Source organism: Nostoc punctiforme PCC 73102 (assembly GCF_000020025.1).
Classification (GTDB): domain Bacteria; phylum Cyanobacteriota; class Cyanobacteriia; order Cyanobacteriales; family Nostocaceae; genus Nostoc; species Nostoc punctiforme.
Window position 1 is genome coordinate 4,671,480 of record NC_010628.1, and the last position, 21,565, is coordinate 4,693,044.

At 41.8% G+C, this 21,565-nt stretch carries 18 protein-coding genes; 7 read left to right on the plus strand and 11 right to left on the minus strand.

Features of this window, described 5'->3' with window-relative positions:
• Window positions 1-4: 4 nt before the first annotated feature.
• Window positions 5-754, minus strand: coding sequence for an SDR family NAD(P)-dependent oxidoreductase (locus NPUN_RS18730; protein WP_012410068.1), 750 nt, complete (start codon window positions 752-754; stop codon window positions 5-7).
• Between the two features lie 81 nt (window positions 755-835).
• Window positions 836-2,275: a DHA2 family efflux MFS transporter permease subunit gene (locus NPUN_RS18735; protein ID WP_052304631.1), complete on the minus strand. Its 1,440-nt coding sequence runs from the start codon at window positions 2,273-2,275 to the stop codon at window positions 836-838.
• Between the two features lie 30 nt (window positions 2,276-2,305).
• Between NPUN_RS18735 and NPUN_RS42035 the strand changes: the two genes are divergently transcribed.
• Together NPUN_RS42035 and NPUN_RS18740 are read left to right on the plus strand one after the other, a co-directional pair.
• Complete coding sequence (locus NPUN_RS42035) at window positions 2,306-2,470, plus strand: hypothetical protein (RefSeq protein ID WP_167315650.1); 165 nt, start codon at window positions 2,306-2,308, stop codon at window positions 2,468-2,470.
• Between the two features lie 157 nt (window positions 2,471-2,627).
• Entirely contained in the window at window positions 2,628-3,077 is a 450-nt protein-coding gene (locus tag NPUN_RS18740; RefSeq protein WP_012410070.1) for a hypothetical protein, read from the plus strand.
• Window positions 3,078-3,140: 63 nt separating this feature from the next.
• Here NPUN_RS18740 and NPUN_RS18745 read toward each other — a convergent pair whose 3' ends face one another.
• On the minus strand, window positions 3,141-3,566 hold the full coding sequence (locus tag NPUN_RS18745; RefSeq protein WP_012410071.1) for an ester cyclase: 426 nt from the start codon (window positions 3,564-3,566) through the stop codon (window positions 3,141-3,143).
• 456 nt (window positions 3,567-4,022) lie between these two features.
• On the opposite strand from NPUN_RS18745, the gene NPUN_RS18750 reads away from it, so the two are divergent.
• Together NPUN_RS18750 and NPUN_RS18755 are read left to right on the plus strand one after the other, a co-directional pair.
• Window positions 4,023-5,042 (plus strand): Npun_R2821/Npun_R2822 family protein, encoded by a 1,020-nt coding sequence (locus NPUN_RS18750; protein ID WP_012410072.1) that lies wholly within the window; start codon window positions 4,023-4,025, stop codon window positions 5,040-5,042.
• Between the two features lie 70 nt (window positions 5,043-5,112).
• Entirely contained in the window at window positions 5,113-6,060 is a 948-nt protein-coding gene (locus NPUN_RS18755) for a glycosyltransferase family 2 protein (RefSeq protein ID WP_012410073.1), read from the plus strand.
• A gap of 124 nt (window positions 6,061-6,184) precedes the next feature.
• Here NPUN_RS18755 and NPUN_RS18760 read toward each other — a convergent pair whose 3' ends face one another.
• The gene (locus NPUN_RS18760; protein WP_012410074.1) at window positions 6,185-7,018 is read right to left on the minus strand and encodes a hypothetical protein; all 834 of its coding nucleotides are present in this window, start codon (window positions 7,016-7,018) and stop codon (window positions 6,185-6,187) included.
• Window positions 7,011-8,504: an AAA family ATPase gene (locus tag NPUN_RS18765; protein ID WP_234710951.1), complete on the minus strand. Its 1,494-nt coding sequence runs from the start codon at window positions 8,502-8,504 to the stop codon at window positions 7,011-7,013. The genes NPUN_RS18760 and NPUN_RS18765 overlap by 8 nt, the downstream gene beginning before the upstream one ends.
• A gap of 137 nt (window positions 8,505-8,641) precedes the next feature.
• On the opposite strand from NPUN_RS18765, the gene NPUN_RS39265 reads away from it, so the two are divergent.
• Window positions 8,642-9,013, plus strand: coding sequence for a zinc ribbon domain-containing protein (locus tag NPUN_RS39265; RefSeq protein ID WP_012410076.1), 372 nt, complete (start codon window positions 8,642-8,644; stop codon window positions 9,011-9,013).
• A 97-nt stretch (window positions 9,014-9,110) separates the two neighbouring features.
• Here the strand turns inward: NPUN_RS39265 and nblS are convergent, their stop codons facing one another.
• The 4 genes from nblS to yidD all read right to left on the minus strand — a co-directional run bounded on the left by nblS (window position 9,111) and on the right by yidD (window position 16,107).
• Window positions 9,111-11,057 (minus strand): two-component system sensor histidine kinase NblS, encoded by a 1,947-nt coding sequence (gene nblS, locus NPUN_RS18775; RefSeq protein WP_012410077.1) that lies wholly within the window; start codon window positions 11,055-11,057, stop codon window positions 9,111-9,113.
• Window positions 11,058-11,740: 683 nt separating this feature from the next.
• Window positions 11,741-13,966: an aminodeoxychorismate synthase component I gene (gene pabB, locus NPUN_RS18780; RefSeq protein ID WP_012410078.1), complete on the minus strand. Its 2,226-nt coding sequence runs from the start codon at window positions 13,964-13,966 to the stop codon at window positions 11,741-11,743.
• Between the two features lie 490 nt (window positions 13,967-14,456).
• Window positions 14,457-15,473 (minus strand): sulfate/molybdate ABC transporter ATP-binding protein, encoded by a 1,017-nt coding sequence (locus tag NPUN_RS18785; protein WP_012410079.1) that lies wholly within the window; start codon window positions 15,471-15,473, stop codon window positions 14,457-14,459.
• 94 nt (window positions 15,474-15,567) lie between these two features.
• Window positions 15,568-16,107, minus strand: coding sequence for a membrane protein insertion efficiency factor YidD (gene yidD, locus NPUN_RS18790; protein WP_012410080.1), 540 nt, complete (start codon window positions 16,105-16,107; stop codon window positions 15,568-15,570).
• A gap of 206 nt (window positions 16,108-16,313) precedes the next feature.
• On the opposite strand from yidD, the gene chlP reads away from it, so the two are divergent.
• Window positions 16,314-17,534: a geranylgeranyl reductase gene (chlP, locus tag NPUN_RS18795; RefSeq protein ID WP_012410081.1), complete on the plus strand. Its 1,221-nt coding sequence runs from the start codon at window positions 16,314-16,316 to the stop codon at window positions 17,532-17,534.
• A gap of 306 nt (window positions 17,535-17,840) precedes the next feature.
• Here chlP and NPUN_RS18800 read toward each other — a convergent pair whose 3' ends face one another.
• Complete coding sequence (locus NPUN_RS18800; RefSeq protein ID WP_052304632.1) at window positions 17,841-19,289, minus strand: FAD-binding oxidoreductase; 1,449 nt, start codon at window positions 19,287-19,289, stop codon at window positions 17,841-17,843.
• 93 nt (window positions 19,290-19,382) lie between these two features.
• Between NPUN_RS18800 and NPUN_RS18805 the strand changes: the two genes are divergently transcribed.
• A complete protein-coding gene (locus NPUN_RS18805; protein WP_012410083.1) occupies window positions 19,383-20,735 on the plus strand; it encodes a pentapeptide repeat-containing protein in 1,353 nt (450 codons plus the stop codon).
• A 200-nt stretch (window positions 20,736-20,935) separates the two neighbouring features.
• Here NPUN_RS18805 and NPUN_RS18810 read toward each other — a convergent pair whose 3' ends face one another.
• Entirely contained in the window at window positions 20,936-21,550 is a 615-nt protein-coding gene (locus tag NPUN_RS18810; RefSeq protein ID WP_012410084.1) for a Uma2 family endonuclease, read from the minus strand.
• Window positions 21,551-21,565: the final 15 nt, after the last annotated feature.

Consider the following 21,565-nt stretch of genomic DNA (forward strand, 5'->3'; position numbering starts at 1 on the left):
TACTTTAATGTTCTTGTCCCGTTGGCCGGATAAGAATTTCGTTGACATTAACGCGCGACGGTTGCGTGACGGCATAAACGATCGCAGCAGCAACGTCTTCACTATGCAGAGGTGTAATTGCCTTGCGCCGTTCCTCAATGCGTTGTTTGGCAACTGGATCGGTAATTTGGTTGTCAATTTCCGTATCCACTAAACCAGGTTCAATAATGGTGACGCGGATGTTGTCCTTGTGGACTTCTTGGCGTAAAGCTTCTGAGAGGGCATTAACGCCCCATTTAGTAGCATTATAAACACCCACACCCGCCCGTGCTGTCCGACCTGCCACTGAGGAGATATTGACTATGTGCCCCGATTTTTGCGCCTTCAACAGAGGTAAAACAGCGTGGGTAGCATATAGCAGTCCCAGTACGTTGATGTCGAACGATCGCCGCCAGTCTGAGCTATTTCCAGCTTCAATGGTTCCGAGTAAGGCAATCCCTGCATTATTTACAAGGATATCGACCCTTCCCAATTCGACATTTGCCTTTGCCACCAAGTGATTTACCTGGTTTTCATCAGTCACATCAGTGACAATGGGCAATGCCTTGCCACCACTAGCTTCAATCCGTTCTGCTAATGCCTGAATGCGATCGCCACGCCTAGCAGCCAATACTACTGTTGCTCCTTCTGCCGCCAATGCGATCGCAGTTGCTTCTCCAATTCCTGCTGAAGCCCCAGTGATAATTGCTACTTGTTCTTTTAATTTACCTGTCATTTATTTAATTCCTTAGTGATTAGTAATTGGTAATTAGTAATTGAGATTAGTTATTCTCCCCCTGCTCCCGTTCGGCTACGCTCACGGTAAGCCTGCCCCCTTCCTCTTCCCGATCCTCAACACGGATGCGACTGCTGCTCCACAAAGTATTAGGGCTGCAAAGCGAAAAGTTCCTTGGAATCCCGCAACGATCGCATCAGGAGGGGCAACAGAAACATCTGCACCCGCAGACATGCTAGCGATTAATGCTCCAAATACTGCCCCGATTAAAGAAACTCCTACTGTGTTCCCTGATGTACGTGACAAAGATAGTAGCCCAGAAGCAATCCCTAGCCGCTCCCTTGGTACTGCTCCCATAACAGTGCTGTTGTTGGGCGATTGGAATAAACCCAGTCCAATGCCGTAAATAAAATAGCGCGACACATAGCCTAGCTCAGTAATCTGAGCATCAAAGGTGCTAATCCCCAAACAGCCACCTATCATTAACCCCAGTCCAATTGGGCTGATTAGTCGAGCGCCAAAGCGGTCTGAAAGTATTCCTCCTAATGGCGCAATTAACCCACTAAGTACAGGTGACACGGCTAGTAGCAGCCCCACTTTTACCGTCGGATAATGCTTGACGCTCTCTAGAAAGAAAGGGACGATGAGTAGTGAACCGCCGATAACAATGAATGCTAGCCACCCACTTAGCAAACCCATACTCAACTGAAGATTGCGAAACAGGTGTAGTTCTAGTAGCGGCTCCTTTATAACTGCTTCAACTACCAAAAAAATTATGAAACTTAAGGTAGCGATCACTAATAATACTAGTGCATTAGTACTGCCAAAGCCCTGGCTTTGCCCTAGCGTCATACCTAGACCAAAACTACCCAGAGTTAATAAAGCCAATATAGCTCCAAAAAAGTCAAATCTCTGTTTCCCCTGAATGCGTATAGAAGGTGGCACTACCCGAGCTATCAAAAAACTAGCGATAATCCCCAACGGTACATTGATGAAGAATATACTATGCCAGCCTGATAAGCTTAGGAGCAGTCCGCCTGCGGAAGGGCCAAAAGCAATTCCCAGTGATACAACACTACCGATAACGCCAACAGCGCGACCTCGCTCCGAAGATGGAAAAACTTCTGTAATGATTGCCAAACCAAGCCCAGAAATGAACACAGCACCCAGTCCTTGAAGTGCGCGAAAGGCAATCAACCACTCAATACTAGGTGCAAAACCACACAACAGCGAACTGAAAGTAAATAGAACAAGTCCCCCCTGATACAAAGACTTCTTACCCCACATATCTCCCAAGCGGGTTGCCCCCAAAACTAAACCGGAACTGACCAACTGGTAACTCAATACAGCCCATTGGGTTGTCGGAAAACTGGTGCCAAAGGCTTGTACCAATGTGGGTAAAGCAACATTGATGATGCCCACATCGAGGGTAGACATGAACACCCCAAGTCCGACACCGAGTAAGACCCAATTTTTCTGAGCGTCTGACAAAGCCAGAGGTTGTGTTTCCAATTGTGCCAAGGTTTAGCCTCCGCCTTTGATTTTACGGTTATGAATAGTTTGCATACGTATATTCATTATCCTCACTATCTGTTCGCTGCGATCGCTTGGTTGCTCAGAAATGCTCTGGATGAATTGCCAAATTCAAGTTTATTTCAGGCATTATTTTCTCAATCAGCAACACTGGCTTTTCTACTTGCCATAATATTTTGGTAAAGTACTTAGATACTTTTAACTCCAAGCTCCTTCGACTATATTAAAAATAGTATTCACTAAAATACGGTAACTTGATACATTGACTGTATTTTATACTAGTTAGCAAACTATCATAGACACCTCTAAGAAGCAAGTCCTAGAGATTTTCGTATAAGCAATGACTCAAAAAGCTGCCTTATCTCGATTTGTATTAGCATTTATTGCAGGCTTTGTGTCTGTTTTGCTATTTCACCAAGGTATGTTGGCGTTGCTACATACAGTGAATTTCACGCCTCGCACTCCTTATCCAACTGCACCAACACAACCATTTGGAATCCCGCAAATTTGGTCAAGTGCATTCTGGGGAGGAATTTGGGGAATGATTTGGGTAGCAATCGCGCCTCGTTTTCAAAATAATAAAAGCTATTGGTTAGCAGCATTGGTATTTGGTGCAATCGCCCCAACGCTAGTAGCTTGGTTTGTGGTCGCACCACTCAAGGGTCAGCCCATCGCTGGAGGCTGGAAACTTGTGGGAATAGTCACAGGTTTATTGGTTAATGGTGCTTGGGGAATAGGAACCGCCGGGTTGCTGAGATTATTCTCTAGAAGACAATTGTTCAACAGCTGAGATTTTTTAAGACTTTTACTAGTTTCTGAAGAGACTCGCCATTTATTCAGTAAGCCAGTAAAGTTATTTCCCAGACGTTCCCGGCTCAATCCGCGCCCCAAGCTGAAGAACTCGTCCGAGATCATCAGCGTTTCGCCAAGTTTCAACTATCTTCCCGTCAACAATCCAATGAATGAACATAGCCGTGAACGTCTGCTCTCGACCATGACTAGGTATTCCAAAGAAACTTTCTTGAGTGCAGGTATTAGTTGCACGCACCACAACTTTGTCACCTTCAGCAATTACGTCTTCAATTGTCCATTTCTGCTCGATAGCCCCAAATGAGCCAAAGAGTTTACGTACCCCATCCGGCCCTGGAGGAAGCCCAGGTAAAGCACCGTGCATCCTCCAAGTTGGGGCAGTCATCTCGCAGATATCTTCAATTCGATGCTCGCTAATGAGTTCGACCCAGCGTCGAGCAATTATTTTATTGTCTTCAACATTAGACATTGCTACTCCTTTTTACTTAAAACTAAAAATAGTATTTACTTATCAGTGATTAATTCTGGGCTGATGCAAGTTCAAAAATAAATTTTTGCTCCGTGCATTATTGCTAATTTTTTGAAAGACAGGCACTCCCGCTTTGGGCAGCCCCAAATATTATTGCATTTTAGACAGCATCCCAAACGCTCTCATAACTGGTACACTGCCACGTACTTTAATCGAATGTCCTAACGCACAGGACATTTTTGGGACAAAGCAAGTCTACAGCATGGGTTTTGACGATGCAGACAAACAACAAGTAATATTAGTATCATCCAAACTAAGCAAAATCCCTTGCTTCTTGCCCCAGCAGAAAGTGTAAAGATGTGTATACTAATAATGATTCGAGAATAATAGCTCAGAAAATAACGAGAATATTATTTACTTTACTCAGTCACTGCAAGAGAAAAAGGATTTATCAAAATGGATTCCTTCGGTATCTACACCCTGGCTAATGATGTGGTGTTTGACCAACTAGTAGCTTTGCTAAACAGTATTGAGGTGAATGTTAGCGCAGATATTCCTATTTGTATAATTCCATATAATGAGCAACTAGATTTAGTTAGGAAAGAAATTAATAATCGAAAAAATGTAATCTTATTTGATAATTGGGACGTAATTCAACACTGGGAAGAATTTGCTCATCAGGTTTGGGCAGCACATCCAAGGGAAAAAGAGGCAAAGTTATCACGTCCTAGTTGGTACAAAAGTCATTTACAAAGAAAGTTTGTTGCCTTTGAGGGTATTTTTGATAAATTCGTATTTTATGACGGTGATAGTTTGGCAATGAAGCCACTCAATAATGTAATTGACAAGTTAGAAACATCAGATTTTGTTTTTGATGATTGGGAACACCTTAAGGATAGGGCTGTTGCAGCGTTAAATATTTCAGTCATAGAGAAAACTGGGCTGTATACAGAAGCAGATATACGTCCTCAACTCCATTGTTCTAGTTTTTTTGGCTCTAAACGAGGATTGTTTACTGTTAAAGAAATTGAGATACTGAAGGAGCGATTAATTACCCAAAAAGAAGTTGAGTGGATTAATGGACATGGATGGTGGGATGATTCTTTTTTGTTTAACTATATGACCTTGCGCTGCGATCGCCCACTTTTTAACTTTACACTTAGCCCCAATGGTGAAGATAGAACAGGCAACTGTGCCAATGCAGATCCCTTTGTCAATATTAATAACGTTCTTTATAATCAAGATGGCTTAAAACCAATTCATCGTATACATTATATGAGCTATTCTTCTCGTGATTTTGCCCAGTTATCTCAAGGGCAAGATGTCAATATATGTTATGGAGATGAATTTTTGCACTATCGCTTTCTTAAAGAACCAGAACAAAGACCAAAACAGCTTAAACCAGCAAGTATAATTACCAAAACTAACAATTTCTTTAACAAAACAATGAATAAAATTCAAAGAACTCTCCGTTAAATATAGCTTTATTGGTGACGCGTTAAATTAGTATTCTATTTTCTATATTTTCTAGTTACTAGTATAAAATATGCCTAAAATTACTGTTTGCGTTCCTACTTTTAATCGTGTTAATCTTCTTCCTTATGCCATTGACAGTGTACTGAATCAGTCTGAGCAAGACTTTGAGCTAATTGTTTGTGATGACGGTTCTAGCGATCGCACACCTGAGTTAATGTCACAGTATACAGACCAACGGATTAAATATATTCGTCATTTGCAAAATATTGGTAAAAGTAATAATATGCGCTCTGGCTTTGATGCAGCCAGTGGTGAATATTTTATTAAATTTGATGATGACGATCGGCTCACACCCGATTTTCTTGCAAGTACCGCAGCGATTCTTGCTCAAGACTCTAGCATTGATTTTGTTGGTACAGACCATTGGATAATTGATATTAACAATGTGCGGGATGAAGCAAAAACTCAAGAAAATACTCATCGCTGGGGTAGAAAAAATTTACCAGCAGGTGTTGTAGATAATTTGTTGGAAGTTGTATTTGTTAACCAAAGCTTTCAAGTTGGTGCAACATTATTCCGCCGTAAAACATTGCAAGAATTAGGATATATGCAGCCAAATATGCAAAATTGTGAGGATAATGATTTATTTGTGCGTTTAGCTTTGGCGGGAAAGAAGGGTTATTATTTACCAAAATTATTGATGGAATATCGCACTCATGCAGAACAGCAAGGTATAAATCGAGCCATTCCTTATTTGTTTGATAAAATCCGGTATTTAGAAAGTTATAAGTTTGATTTTGAAAAAATAGAGACAATCAGGAAAAATCGTCTAACTGAAACGCAGTTATTATTAGGTTTGCGTTTAATTGAAAAGGGTGAAACGCAAAAAGGTAGAGAGCTAGTTTTGGCAGGGCAGTCTTTTTCAACTCCTAAAGCTTGGACTGGTTTAGGATTATCATTGTTACCAGTTGGGTTGCGAGGTAAGGCGTTTAATGCACTGCGACAAGTGCGGGGTTAAGCTAGCTTTATCTTGGTATTAATAGTTTCCCGGAAGTATTATATTTGTGGCAGTTCATAAGTATAACGAGCCAGTTTTCTTATTTTGACATCATTTACTGAGGTATCGAGGCGGAACACACCTATTATTGACTGCGTATACTTGTAACTTGTTTTAGTTTTTCGTAAGTACCTTTGGCAAAGTTTTTAATTTTATGTTCACTTCCTGATTCAGACGATTTCTTAAGATTTTGCCAGGTTAAAATTTTTCCTGCTTGTTTCCAATATTTAATAGCTTCCCATGCAGCATTTGTTTGATTTTTATTTGCGCCAGCTTCCTCTAAGAGACTCTTAATTTCATCCTCATTTGCTATTAGCAAATTTAACTTTGGTGGAGGTACCACTTCTTTAATAAGTAATGCCAGTTTTTCCAATGCAGATAATATATTTTCAAGTCGGCTTTCAATTGCTTTCAATTTTACTTCAGAATCTGATTTTTCTGTATTACCTGAAGTATTAGAAATTAATTGATTTATTTTGGTATAAATTGGTTTAAGTTTTTGCTCAATTAAGCTACTAATATCAGTTTCTTCTTTTACACTATTTTCACCATCAATTGAATAGCCAAGTAACTGCTGCATTTCATCTTTAGCAGCAGCAGCTTGCTCATCATTCATATCAAACACCCAAACCCATAGCTTTTCAATGTCAAGTTCTTTAGCAACAATACACCAATCAGTACCATAGACAACTTCGTACTCCTCTTCTTCACTATACGCTTGGGTACGACGCACAATTAGAGGAATTAAATTACTTTTGTGTTGAGTTAGAGTCTCCTCTATTAGCTGGTGTCTTTCTAACGAAATATTCTGCTGTTCTGACGCTGATATAGCAATCTGAAAAGTATAAACTTGACCATGACTAATTGGTTCAATACCCAAGTTAGCGCGAATACGGGCACGACGTTGTGAACTATCCATGATTTTTTGAATCTCCAGTAGTAACTTTAATCAAATGTTGAGCTAGATTGGTGTAGCGTTCTAGAACTTTTTGTGCAGCCTCTTTTTCTTGAGAGACAAGTGTGTTGTCAAATTCGCCTTGGTACAGTGGATATCCTTTATCTTGACAAATAGAAACTATATTTAAACGTGGAATCCAAGTGTTTTCAGGAAAAAGTTCCACTTTGTTACTGCCACCACTCTTTTCAATAATTTCGAAAAGTCTGACAACCATAGACTTATTGTAGTTGGACGATTTTTGATCGTACATACTAACGGCTATTCCCAAAATTGGTAGAGGTTCATCTTTTAACTGCTCTATTTCGTTTGTTCTATCTAGTACATATTCTAAAGCTCGAATTGCGTAGGCTGATAACTGAGTAGGAATAAGAATAGCTGATGATGCCATTAATGATATGCTGTTAACTTTGCCGAAAGAGGGAGGCGGATCAATAAGTACGAAATCATAATCATGCTTTTTCAGCTTTTTTGCGAGTAGACGATCGCTATCTACTGTTTGATTAAGTGTAGTTTCCATTCTACTTAGGCGTATATGTGATGGAACCAAGTCCAATTGAACATCTCCCCAATTAGTTGTAGTTATTGTGTCCTCTAATTTAGTTCTTGGTTCAGTAAGTAGATGAGTAATATCTTTCTTCCCTTTCTGTTCAATATCATCCAAAGGATCTATTCCTAATCCCATTGTTAGATTAGCTTGAGCGTCAATATCAATCAGCAGTACTCGCTTACCAAGCTTGTTGAGAGCGGCCGCGAGGTTGATAGTAGTTGTAGTTTTACCTACTCCTCCTTTGTTATTAAATACAGTAATAATCATCGATTTACGTTCCTCCTTAGTTTGAGAAATTAAAATTTTTTCTTCACTGGTTTGCTGTATTTGCGAGGGAAAAGTCTTGCCTTTGTTGAATAAACCCAACATATCTTCTTGTTGCACCTCTTTTGAGATTAAATTTAAAAATTGTAAGCGAATATTTTGTTGATTTTTATACAGGGTAGAAGTAAAGTTTAAATAAGTTTTTTTGGATAAAATTTTGTAAAATGACCTATATTTTTGAATAAGTGTCACTTGGGAATACTCTACAATAGTGGTAATTCTTTTATCATGGTTATAAAGTATACGAAAATCATAGCCATTGGTTAACAGTCCGATAACAGATCCCGTATGGCGCATATAATTATTAATTTGCCAAACACTGTGGGCAATGTTTTTACTAGGTGCTTTAACTTCAATAATTAAATAGGCAGGTTTTATTAAAGCGGAATCTGGTTGACCCACTAGGAAGTCAAGCTTAGATTGTAAAATTACTACTTGAGACTGCCAATCGCTATTGCTGTAACCAAGGATACGCAAGAGTGGAACTACGACCTTTTGCTCTACATCAGATTCGTTACTATTTGGGGCGATCCCTTGAAAAATGTTTTGCAGGGTCGAGCCATAGTCAGCAATCATACTAGCACCGAGAGGCATCTAACTTTACAATTCTATCTGCTAATTTATCCGTTGTAAAAATTTTTGCCTATATTGCTAGTAAAATCCAAGAATGGCTAGAATCAAAGAGTTTAATCAACCTATTTGCGCTAAAGGTTTTGGCTACTGTATCTTGTCCCCACTGCCATCAACTCGTTGATAGTCAAGCTATTAGTTGTCCCTATTGCCGGACTACACTCAAAGCTTACGGTCATCCCGGTATTCCATTGCACCGCGCCACTGGGGATGGGTATCTGTGCAACACTTGCACCTATCACGCTGATGATACTTGCAATTTTCCTCAGCGTCCCTACGCCAAAGACTGTACCCTCTACCAAAATATTGAACAGACAAAATTAGAGTTGGAACAGCAGCGTTACACGAACAGTTTTGCTGTAACTGTGAAAACTTGGGTAAAACGCAATCAGGCTTTGCTGTTGCTATTAGGTTTATTATTGGTCTGTTTGTTGTTCGTGATATTAAGGTCTTGATTGGTGTTTACTGGGGAATGGGGAATGGGGAATGGGGAATGGGGGGAGATAAGGGAGAAAGAATAACTATTAATCGCCAATGCCCAATCCCTAAACTTTAGACCGTGGTGATTTTGGATGCTTCAGTAATAGCTTCAACTTGTATCGGTGGCGCTTTTTCCTCAAAGGCGGCTAAGTCGAACCAAAAAGTTGTGCCAATGCCAACTTCACTCACTAGATGGACTTTACTACGATGTCTGTCGATGATATTTCTGACAATCGATAATCCTAAACCTGTGCCTTCTAGGGTGTGAACTCGGTTTTCTACGCGAAAGAAGCGTTCAAAAATTGAGTGCTGGTCTTCTGTAGCAATGCCAATTCCAGTATCGGAAATTTCAATCCGCACTGGAGAAGATTGGCTGTGATTGGGTTTGAAATCTAGTTGGTAAGCGCGGATTGCTACTTTACCACCGGCTTTGGTAAATTTGAGGGCATTACCAATTAGATTGCCAAAAACTTGTACTAACAGATCGTAATTACCCATTACCAGGGGTAAATTAGTATCAACTTCCTGAAGAAGTTCAACACCTTTATCTTTGGCATTGAGTTGGTAAGTACGCAATGTTTGCTCGATCGCTTGAGCTAGATCCACTCCATCGAAGTTATACTGACGGCCAGATTCGAGTTTTGATAAATCTAATACATCGTTAACTAGGCGGGTTAGGCGATCGGTTTCATGATTAACTGTTTGCAAAAACTCTTGCCGTTCTTCTAATCCTAAGTCTTCGCCGTAGTCATGCAGGGTTTCAATATAGGTTTTGATGTTAAATAAAGGCGTTCGCAGTTCGTGAGAAACGTTGCTGATAAATTGACTTTTTGCATCGTTTAATTCCACCTCACGGGTTATATCTTGGACGGTAATCGCAATACCTTTGATGCTTTCTCTTTGCACGTTGAGTACTGTAGTCAAGAGAATACGGATTGTTCGAGGGGTGGGTTGGTTAATAAAAATGCGGAATTCGGCGCTTTCGCATTCACCTGCTGCCATTTCGTACAATGGGCCAGTGATTTCCATTTGTACTGCTGGCGGCAAGTGATGCAATACATTGCAACCAACCACATCAGCCGTTTCCCAGCCAAAAATCCGCCGCGCCGTGGGGTTGACTAATATCACCTGCATGTTGTTATCAATCAACACAGCACCATCTGCGATCGTGGAAACAAGGGTTTCTAGCTTGGCTTTTTCTGCGGTCAGTTCTTCAATATTCTGTTCTTCATAGCGTTCTAATCGCTCTGCCATCTCATTAAAGCTTAAAATTAACTCCCCTAGTTCGCCCCCTAAAGGTAAATCAATGCGCTGCTTGAAATTCCCGGTAGCAATTTCCTTTACCCCCACTAGCAGTTCTTTTATTGGTTTAGTGATGGTCAAAGCGTTGATTACTCCTGCCAAAATCACCATTACCCAAATTGTGATAAAAACGGCAATGGTGACATCGCGGGTAAAATTGGTGGAGATGACAGCAGTCTGATTGGGGTTGATACCGATCGCTAATACACCTAAGTATTTCTTATTAACGATCAGAGGAATAAATACATCGGTAACAACTCCATCTGGAGTCATGTGTTGCCGCACCATCGGCTTTTCCCCATCACCAGGGTAATCTTCTGGCAATTGTATTCGCCGTTTAATGGTGAGGGAATTTTCTACCTCGGCTTCCCAAAAAGGTATGCCAAAGAAGATTTCCCCGGTTTCATCAGCGTAAAGCATATAACGCACGCTAGAGGTGCTGCTGTAGAAGCGTTGAGAAAATTGGGCAACCTCCGTGAGATTATTGTCAGCAACCAGGGGGGCAACATTGGCAGCAAGCAGCAAACCCAAGTCACGCCCGAAGCGGGTGTCATTCATCCGCGCGTCCTGCTGAATTGTATTCACAGCCCAGAAGGTCAAACCACTCATCACCAAGGAAACCACCAATGTAGCCACAGCCAGCAGCTTAGTCTGGAGGGTGAACTCAGACCACCAACTTGCGATCGCATGTCGAATTGTTTTTAACAGAGTTAGCATCTTAAATAAAGTTGTTAGTAGTCTTTGTTATAAAGCCCAACAACTAAAAAATTAACAGTTAATTTGACAAATATGTTAGAGGAACGGGAATGGAGGATTATCAGAGGGTATCTCTGTTAAGGTTGTCTTAACGAATTTACCTCATTTGGGCGATCGGAGTTGAAAAAGAGGCAGGGAGCAGGGGGAGTAAAGAGAAAATTTTAGTAATTTTTTCTACCGAAATAGCCATGAATACACTTATTTCTTTTTCTTTCCCTGCCTCTTGTTGATATCCAATTGAGGATTAAGGCGTTAAACCCCATTTTTTTTATATTGGTTACGCACAGATGAGTAGTCTAACAAAAATCCTACCTGTTGAGATTTTGAGCGAGTTGCCTAACTGGGGTTATCTTTCTTTTGTATGAAGATGCGCTAAACCATATTTAAGTATGAGAAAGAAAAACGAACCGCAAAGGACGCAAAGGACACAAAGAAAGAAGAAGTTAAAAGGGTTTGGTGCCAATACAGTTCAGATAAGACCAAAATATTTGTAGAGACGGCGATTTATCGCGTCTCGAAAACCCAAAATTTTTGCCAGTAGCTCTTAACTGAACCGTATTGGGTTTGGTGCAACCTCACAAAGAAACAAAGAAGAAGTTAAAAAGGTTTGGTGCAACCTCACAAAGAAATGGGGTTAGCGGCGGCTAGTAAACTGCTCGCACTTTTTTATAGCTGCTATCAAAAGCCTCTGTTTCTAGTCCCTGGATATAATATTGGTTAGAATCAAAGGCCCCATGCGTGGCGATCATCATGGCATGAATCAATGCCTTTGCTTTCAAGAGTGTTTCTTGAAACTCCATTTCAGGATCGGAAAGCGCCACAATGCCGCCGCCAATGCCAATTGAGGTTTGCTCTGGAGTCAGCACAGCAGTACGAATAACAATATTCAAATCAGCCGAACCATTCAATCCCAAAAAGCCGATTGCTCCTGAGTAAACTCCCCGTGCTTCTTGCTCTAATCGATCGATAATCTCAAGGGTTCTGAGTTTGGGAGCGCCTGTCATCGAACCGCCTGGAAAGGCGTTGCGAATGCAGTCTGTGGCGCTCATCTCAGCACGTAAATGACCGCGAATAGTCGTCACCAGTTGATGTACCGTAGCATAGGTTTCCACATCCATCAATTTGGGAACATGGACAGTACCGACTGCACAAACCCGTCCTAAATCATTGCGAAGCAAATCCACGATCATCAGATTTTCAGCGCGATCTTTTTCACTGTTCCGCAATTTTTCACGCAGGATAAAATCTTCGTTGGATGTTTTTCCTCGTGGTAGGGTTCCCTTGATGGGTTTTGTTTCCACCCAGCCTTGACAATCAATGTGCAGAAATCGCTCTGGAGATGAGCAAGCGATCGCGACATCGCCAAAGCGCAAAAATGCAGAGTATGGAGCAGGATTGATGCGGCGTAATGAACGATAGAATGCCAGGGGATCGGGTGTTGTGTCTGTGTGAATCTTGTTTGTTAAACAAACTTGATAAGTTTCTCCTTCGTGAATTTCTTGCAAACACATCTGAATATTATCAAGATAAGTTTTTTCTGACCGACTTAATCGGAAAATAACAGGTGTCTGAACTTCTGATGGAACAATAGGCGATAGGGGAAGAAGATGGTCAATTTGGTGTTTTATCCATTCAAACCAGGCTTCTGCTAAGTCGTATTGTCCTTGCTGAATTAGGCAAAGCAGATAGAGGGTTTGCTCCTGGTGATCGATTGCAATCATGCGATCGGCCAACAGAAACATAGCATCAGGTAAGCTAGAGGCGTGATTTAATTTAGATCCGCACTCTGCCTTTAATTCATAGCCAAAGTAACCCACAAACCCACAGTTGAAATCGAAGGGTAAATCATCTGATGGGCAATGTCGTCGTTCAATTTCATCCTGGAGATATTCAAAAATCCCCTTTGTCTTACAGCTTATGGTATCAGACTGCGTAATGGTGAGTTCCTGCGATCGCGTTCGCGGAGCGTCTGCTTCAGCAGAAGCGCTGCCGCCTACGGCAGATCGCGTCTGATAGCGAATTAGCAGACTGTTTTCGCCACTGCTATCTCCCATAAAGGAAAAGCGAGAAAGACCAGATTCAACCAGACTGCTATCTAGCCAGAAGGTATTTGGTGATTTGCCAAACAAATGCACAAACATTTGCTCGGTATCGCGATACAGATTCAACTTCTGCGTACAAAGTTGAAATTCCTGTTGCTGTTTTTGGGAAGAAGAACTTGCAGGTATGGAAGCAGCATCGCTATCTCCTACCCAATAGTGTTTTCTCGGACTATTGCCTCGCTCTTGGGCAAATTTTAGGGTAATCTCTCTAAAATTCTCAAATAAGGTTTGTCCATATTGAGTACAGATTGACTCTGGATGAAACTGCACACCCCATAGCGGCAAAGATCGATGGCGCATTCCCATTACCAGATTGTCGTCTGTCCACGCTACTTTTTCTAAACAGTCTGGTAGATCATTTGCAACCAGCAAAGAATGGTAGCGCACAACAGAGAAAGGAGAAGGAATTCCCGCAAACAAATCAGTACCGCTGTGATAAACTTCACTGAGCCGACCATGCTGAACTTCAGGTGCATGAATAACTTTTCCTCCATACTCATTACCAAGTCCTTGATGTCCAAGACAAACACCTAAAAGTGGCACTTGGGTATTTTGAATAGCTTGACGACAGATCCCAAAATCTTTTAGATTTTCAGGACGACCTGGCCCTGGTGAAATCACAATGTTGTCAAATTCCCAATGTTGCAGTTCATCCCATGCAAATTGATCATTGTAAATCACAGTGGGATACTCTGCATTGACTTCTGCAATTAATTGGTAAAGATTAAAAGTATAAGAGTCATAATTATCAATAATTAGGGTTTTCATCTTGTCAGTCTCAATGTTGTTATGCTTGTTGGTCTATACAATGGCATAAAGACAAGTACAAGCAGCTTTATTTCAGTCTAAATCAACGGTTAAAAATTCAGTTGATTTACCTAACTGAGCAACCTGATTTCCGCTGGATATCTCAATGCTTCTAGTCAATTTATTTAACGTTATTTTATATCCAAATACAGATTTTAATTTCAATTAAATAGAGATTTTGTATTGAGGTTTTGCCGAAATATTATTTACGTTACTATAACTATTTCACCTAAATATTTTCTATATTTCTTATACGATTAATTAATTGACTTTTCATTCATTGGCTAATCAATTTAATTGTTCTGCTATTTTATTCCATTACAATTGTAGACAATTTTAGGATTGTAAAGTGATGCTCTCTCTAACCTACGTAAGATTAAAACCCCTAGTCAATAGCTGAATTACACAGCGATTAACTAGGGGTTTTGGCCATTGGAAAACTGGCAAAAGTCTAAATTGAATAAGACACTGGGAAGGATTTTGCATCCTTTGGCTTGACATATATACGCTGTTTCGGTTCTAACTCTAAGTCATTAAAGCGATCGCGTGTTAAATGCGCCATCACCACTTGCCCGTCATCGAAAGTTAATTCTACCTGAATTTCCCAACCCAAATGTATCAATCGGCTCACTGTTGCAGGTGTAGTGGCACCATTAGCAGCCTTTTCTAAAATCACATCTTGCGGGCGCAAAAATACTTGTGGATGTGGCGCATCAAACCCGCTACTTTGAAAAATCTTCGAGTTGCTGGGTAATACATTTACCGGACCGATGAAGCTCATCACAAATGCGGTGGCAGGATTATCATAAATTTCCGATGGTGTCCCCACCTGTTCCACGCGCCCTTTATTCATGACCACAACTTCATCGGAAACTTCCATTGCTTCCTCTTGGTCGTGGGTGACGAAAACCGTGGTAACATGAACCTCATCATGGAGGCGGCGTAACCATGCCCGTAAATCTTTGCGGACTTTAGCATCAAGTGCGCCAAAGGGTTCATCTAGGAGTAATACTTCAGGTTCTACTGCTAATGCCCTTGCTAAGGCTACCCGTTGTCTTTGACCACCAGAAAGTTGTGATGGATAGCGATCGCCTAATCCACTCAATTGCACCAATTCTAGTAACTGTTCTACCTTTCCCTTAATCTTCTTTGGCTGTGCCTTCCGAATTTCTAAGCCAAAAGCAATATTCTGCCTGACAGTCAAATGCTTAAATAGGGCATAGTGCTGAAATACAAAGCCAATATTGCGCTGCTGCACGCTTTGGTATGTAGCATCCTTACCGGTAAGCAGGATTTTGCCGCTATCTGGCATTTCTAAACCTGAAATTAACCGTAGTAGCGTAGATTTACCCGACCCCGACGGCCCAAGCAACGCAACTAGCGAACCACTCTTAATTTCCAGGCTAACCTCATCAACAGCCTTGAAACTCCCGAATTGTTTGGAGACATTCTCAACTACTATGCCCACTGCTGCTATACCTCTGCAACTAAATCTACAGATCCTTGGTAGGATTACTGTGTCTTACATATACCATACATAATTATTTATAGATGAACAAGATTTAGCTACCGCAACTGCCACAGTCGAGAAAGCTACAATCAGCACCACTGCAATCTAGGAAACTACAATCCGGGACACCACAATCCAGGGCACCACAATCAGGAGCCATATTAAGTATCTCGGCACAATTACAGCCCAAATCGGCACAATCAAAACATTCAGTATTATTGCCGTTAATAAATGAGGATGTTTGACCAGCTTTAGCAGATGCTTGTTTTCGTTGCTGTTTTTCTGCTTCCTCCTCTGTAGATTCTTCGGAATTTTCGATTGACATAGATACGTAGCGACAAGTTGCTGCGCGTCTACGCAAAATTTGGTTAGCTTCCTTGCAAGCTTGAAATCGTTCACGGCTATTGACAAATGCTACTTTTAACCCTTCCTTAGCAATTACCCGCTTGATGTATTGAGAGCAAGATTCGCCGCCATATAGTATTCTGTGGGCACAAGCAAAACCTTTGTGTGGGGAAATGTGCTTTTGATATCCGGTAATTGCGGCAGCACTAACTTGTCTAGCAAAAGAATCGAACAAGGAAATCTGCATATTTTGGGATTGGGGACTAGGCAATATTCTTCATTCTTCCCAATTCCCAATTCCCAATTCTCAATCCCCAATCCCCAATCCCCACTTCGTATCGAAACATTAAGGAATATTGCATTTCAGCAGAAACCTGACGGTAAACCGCCAAATCACTAGAAATACCGTGGTAGTATGCTCTCGGTAAATGTGAAGATTTGGGAGAAAGACCTTTGACACTACGGGTTGCTGTTATTGGGTCAGGCCCTGCTGGTTCATCTGCCGCAGAAACACTGGCAGCCTCTGGGATTGAAACCTACCTATTTGAGCGGAAGCTGGATAATGCAAAGCCTTGTGGGGGCGCAATTCCCCTATGTATGGTGAGTGAATTTGACTTACCACCAGAGATTATCGATCGCCGGGTACGGAAGATGAAAATGATTTCGCCTTCCAATCGGGAGGTTGATATCAATCTGATAAATGAAGATGAATATATAGGAATGTGCCGCCGGGAAGTGCTGGATGGCTTTTTGCGCGATCGCGCGGCAAAATTAGGCGCAAATTTAATTAATGCCACTGTTCATAAACTTGATATACCAGGAAACAATACCGATCCCTATACCATCCATTACGTTGACCATACAGAAGGTATATCACAGGGGATTGCCAAAACCCTGAAGGTGGATTTAATCATTGGGGCGGATGGGGCTAATTCTCGCGTTGCCAAAGAAATGGACGCTGGGGATTACAATTATGCGATCGCTTTCCAAGAGCGAATTCGCTTACCCGAAGACAAAATGGCCTACTATAACGACCTCGCCGAAATGTATGTCGGTGATGACGTTTCGACCGATTTCTACGCTTGGGTTTTCCCCAAATATGACCACGTAGCTGTCGGTACTGGCACAATGCACATCAATAAAGCCAGCATCAAACAGTTACAAGCTGGTATCCGCGCCCGTGCTTCCGAAAAATTGGCAGGCGGTAAAATCATCAAAGTAGAAGCGCACCCCATTCCTGAACATCCCCGTCCCCGTCGTGTCGTTGGTCGCATCGCTTTGGTGGGAGATGCTGCTGGTTACGTTACCAAGTCCTCTGGTGAAGGTATTTATTTTGCCGCTAAATCTGGGCGGATGTGTGCCGAAACCATTGTAGAAGCATCTAACAGTGGTAGCCGTATTCCTACAGAAGGCGACCTCAAGATTTACCTGAAGCGTTGGGATAAAAGATACGGACTCACCTACAAGGTGTTGGACATTCTGCAAAGTGTGTTCTATCGTTCCGACGCTACCCGCGAAGCGTTTGTGGAAATGTGTGATGACCTCGATGTACAACGGCTAACATTCGATAGCTATCTGTATAAAACGGTTGTCCCAGCTAATCCCATCACCCAATTGAAGATTACTGCCAAAACCATTGGTAGTCTAATTCGGGGTAATGCCCTTGCACCTTAATTGAGGGCAAAGGACTGGGAATTTCAACAAATAAATTACTCAATTTTGTGGGGTGGATATCTTGCACGCTGATTAATCAGGGCGGGCAAGATGCTCACCCCACAATATATATTTTTATCCATGTCGTAGGGGCAATTCATGAATTGCCCCTACGACATAATTTCTCAGATAGGTCTTTCAATGTGACTCATAAAATCTCTTATTTTTTCTCAGCGATCTCTGTGCCTCTGCGGTTTAAAAGTTTTTTAACCACAGAGGCGCAGAGAACACAGAGTAAAGAGCTTAAAATCATCAGATACACTTCATTTAACTGCCGTATTTTTGGTAAAAATAATTCTGGAAAATCCCATTGGGGTCATACTTGCGCTTGAGGGCGAAAAATTTAGCAGATTGTGGATAAGCTTGACGAAATTGTTCAGGTGTAGCATGGAGACGATAGGGTAGATAATACCTGCCACCAACCGCGAGGGCTGCCTCAATCAGTTTCTGGGTCATTACCTCCATCTTTGCCTCTCCCTCTTGAGTGCGTTGCTGATGAAACAGCATCACCAATCCAAAAACTTCCCCATCGGCATATCTGAGAAAACTGTCGTTATCTTGGTGAACATTTCGCACCGTGACATTGAGCAAATCCCCTTTGGACTGAGGAATAATCACGCGACACTTCTCTAAAAAAGCTTCCAGAGATTGAGGGGGAATAAAGTACTCATGCAGGATGTCAGTCTCTGCCTGATGACGATTTTCAAATAAGGTGGAGGGACGGTTGAGAATCTGGTTTCTCAAAACCCGGTTTCCGGCTTCTCCCCCAACGATTTTTTCTAATTGCCAGCGCAAGTTTTTGCCATAGTCACTGCCAATGCTGCCCCGAAAAACCGTCCGAGGTAATCCAGAATCTGACTGTTTTTCTAAAGAGACAATAGCCTGACTTCCTTGGGGAATTTGGCGGTAAGTGGTGAGAATAGCTTCTTGTAAAAAGCTTTCTGGTGCAACAGAAAGTCTACCGTATGCCATACCAATATTGGCTGCACCATCTATCCGTTGCCGATAGGTATCAATATAATTCTCGCTCTTAATCACGAACCGTTCAGCTATATACGTCTCATTGGGTACTACTCTCAAATCCACGTCAAGAATAATTCCGAATAATCCGTAACCGCCTAAAACGAGAGAAAATAACTCTGAGTTTTCCTGTCTGGAACACTCTACAACCTTGCCACTTGCCAGCATTAACCGGAAACTTTCGACCGTGCTAGCAAAGGGCGGACTATTATGTTGCCAACCATGAGCATTGGCGCTCATCGTACCGCCAACAGAAAAATCGTTGTTGGACTGCATGACGGCGACAGAATAGCCACGTTCATTTAGGTAGGGAATAATATCAGACCATTTAGCTCCTGATTGTACCGTCAGAATTTTAGTCGCCGGATTGAATTGCATCCGGTTAAAGTTAAGCATCGCCAAGGAGATACCTTTAGCATACAGAGTGTGACCACCCATCGTATGGCGTGAACCAGCGATCGCTACCTTCTTATCTTGACGTAAGGCATCTCTAAGTACAGACTGTAGTAGCACCTCAGCAACTCCAGGCTGACTTTTAACCTGCTTAATTGTCACCTGTGTCTGATTCAGGTGACTGGCATCATCAACCGTGCCAAGAGGCAGAGGTTGACGATCATCGCTATCGCTCCAGGCTGTTAAAGTCAAATGAGCAACAGGTCTGGCGATGACTGTTAGGGCAATAGTGGTAGTTGCCACTAGGGCAAGCAGGATAATCTTTAGCCTATTTTTTAACAATTTACTCCGGTAGAAATGCTGCATAACTTGGATTGAGAGGGCAAAATAGAAAACATGACGATTGAATCCGATTCCTCTAATCCACCAACCCCAGAATCAGTACCTGAAAACGACTTGCAACCTGATGACTTTGACGGGAGTACAACTGAGAAAAACCTCAGCTCAGAAGTACTAGCGACACAACAAGCACTAGCGGCGATCGCATCTTTGAAATCTCCGCAATATACAACTGCTTTACAACAAGCCCGTTCTGAGGTCAAGCAACCCACTAGCAATCAATTTATAGTTAAGCCAAGGGCATTGCTAATTACTCTAATAGCGATCGCTATCACATTCATCGGAATTATCCTCAATAACTGGATGGTTGGCATTATCGGAACGCTGATAACTTTGCTGTTATCCTTAGCCATATTATTGCCTTGGTTCCAAGAAGTTTTAAACGAGTGGTTTTCACCCCAAGAGCGCACCCTTTTTGTGGCCTTTTTGGGACTAATAGTAGCTATCATCGGCTTGATCAGGTTTACAGGGGTGAGCGATCGCTTACTTGTTTTAGGACGCAAAATTAACTGGGATATTGCTGGAACCCTAGCAGATTGGTTTGGTGCTTTGGGACAAATCCTGATCGCCATCATTGCTGTTTATGTAGCGTGGCGGCAATATGTTATTTCCAAAGACTTGACAATTCAGCAAAACCTGCTCACAGTTCAGCAAAATATTATCACCCAGCAACAGACAATTGATTCTTATTTCCAAGGCATTTCAGACTTGGTGTTAGATGAAGAAGGATTATTAGAAGATTGGCCCCAAGAAAGAGCGATCGCTGAAGGACGCACTGCGGCAATTTTAAGTAGCGTTGATGGTAGTGGTAAAGCGAAAATTCTCCGCTTTCTCTCACGTTCCAAGTTGTTGTCACCCCTAAAACGCGATCGCCTATTAGGTCGAGCCATTCTTGATGGGACTGGCGGATACGCAGAAGACCGTCTGGAAGGTTTGCGTGTCATCGATTTAGGCGTAATGCTAGCCGCAGCAGACCTTTCTGGTACTGATTTACGTTGGACTGACCTCAGCGAAGCTAATCTTGTCCGCGCTAATTTGACCGGTTGTGACTTAGTAAAAGCCAACCTCTCCCGCACAATTTTATATAATGCTAATCTCACTGGTGCCGACATCAACGGCATTCGCCTATTCTACGGTTTAGTAGATAAAGCATCACCCCGCAGTCGGACTGAACCGCCAGATTATGAAACCGGCGAACAAACTGGTGCTGTAGTGGAAAATGCCGATTTCAGTAATGTGCAACGGATGTCTGAGTCTGCACGTTGCTATTGTTGTACTTGGGGTGGCGAAAAAACTAGAGCTACTATTCCAGGTGGTTGTGAAGGTATTCCTAATAAGTTGGAAAGATAGTTATAAGACAATACAGTTCAGAAATTTCTAGTAGTCCTAAATCATTCGTGAATTATATCTCTCTTTCCTCTTTTCTTCCTTTGCGTCCTTTGTGGTTCGTTTCCTAATCTATATTTTCGCAATTCAAATAGGATTGCTATAAACCCAAAACATTAATGTAGAGACGCGATTTAGCGCATCTTGAAAGACTAGATAAAAAATTAGTTAGCCGCATTAAAAATCTGTTGTGCAGTTAAATTTAATTGGGGAAAGGTAGGTGATAAAATCGCTGTATTGCCTTGAAAAGATGTCATTTGATATTCGCCATCAACTAATTCGCATACAAAAATAGTGGGTTGTTTGGGATTGCCGATGAACTTTCTTGCGCCCAATGCAGCATAATCAGCAATCCAATATTCGGGAATTCCCATTTCCTCATAATCTCTAAGTTTATTGTAGTAATCATCTCGCCAGTTGCTTGAAACAACTTCTATAACTATTGGAACTGATGCTGCTTGGCTTACTGTTGACTGTTTTTGAAAAAGCGGTTCATTGTCAAGATTATCAAGATTTAGCAGCAACACATCAGGCGAATAAGCGGATTCGGCAGAAGGAGTTTGGATAAATGCAGTTTTGGGTATAGTGTAGGGAAGATTCAAGCGATCAAACTCGACAGTTAGCTTATGGGCTATAAATCCCACAACTTTTTCATGCGCTCCGGTTGGAGGTGGCATTTCAATAATTACTCCTTTGTGCAATTCATAGCGTTTAGCGTCATTGGGATACCATTCAATAAATTCGTTGAAGGTGAGTAATTTGGGCAACGCTTGAGTCATAATCTTACCTCTATA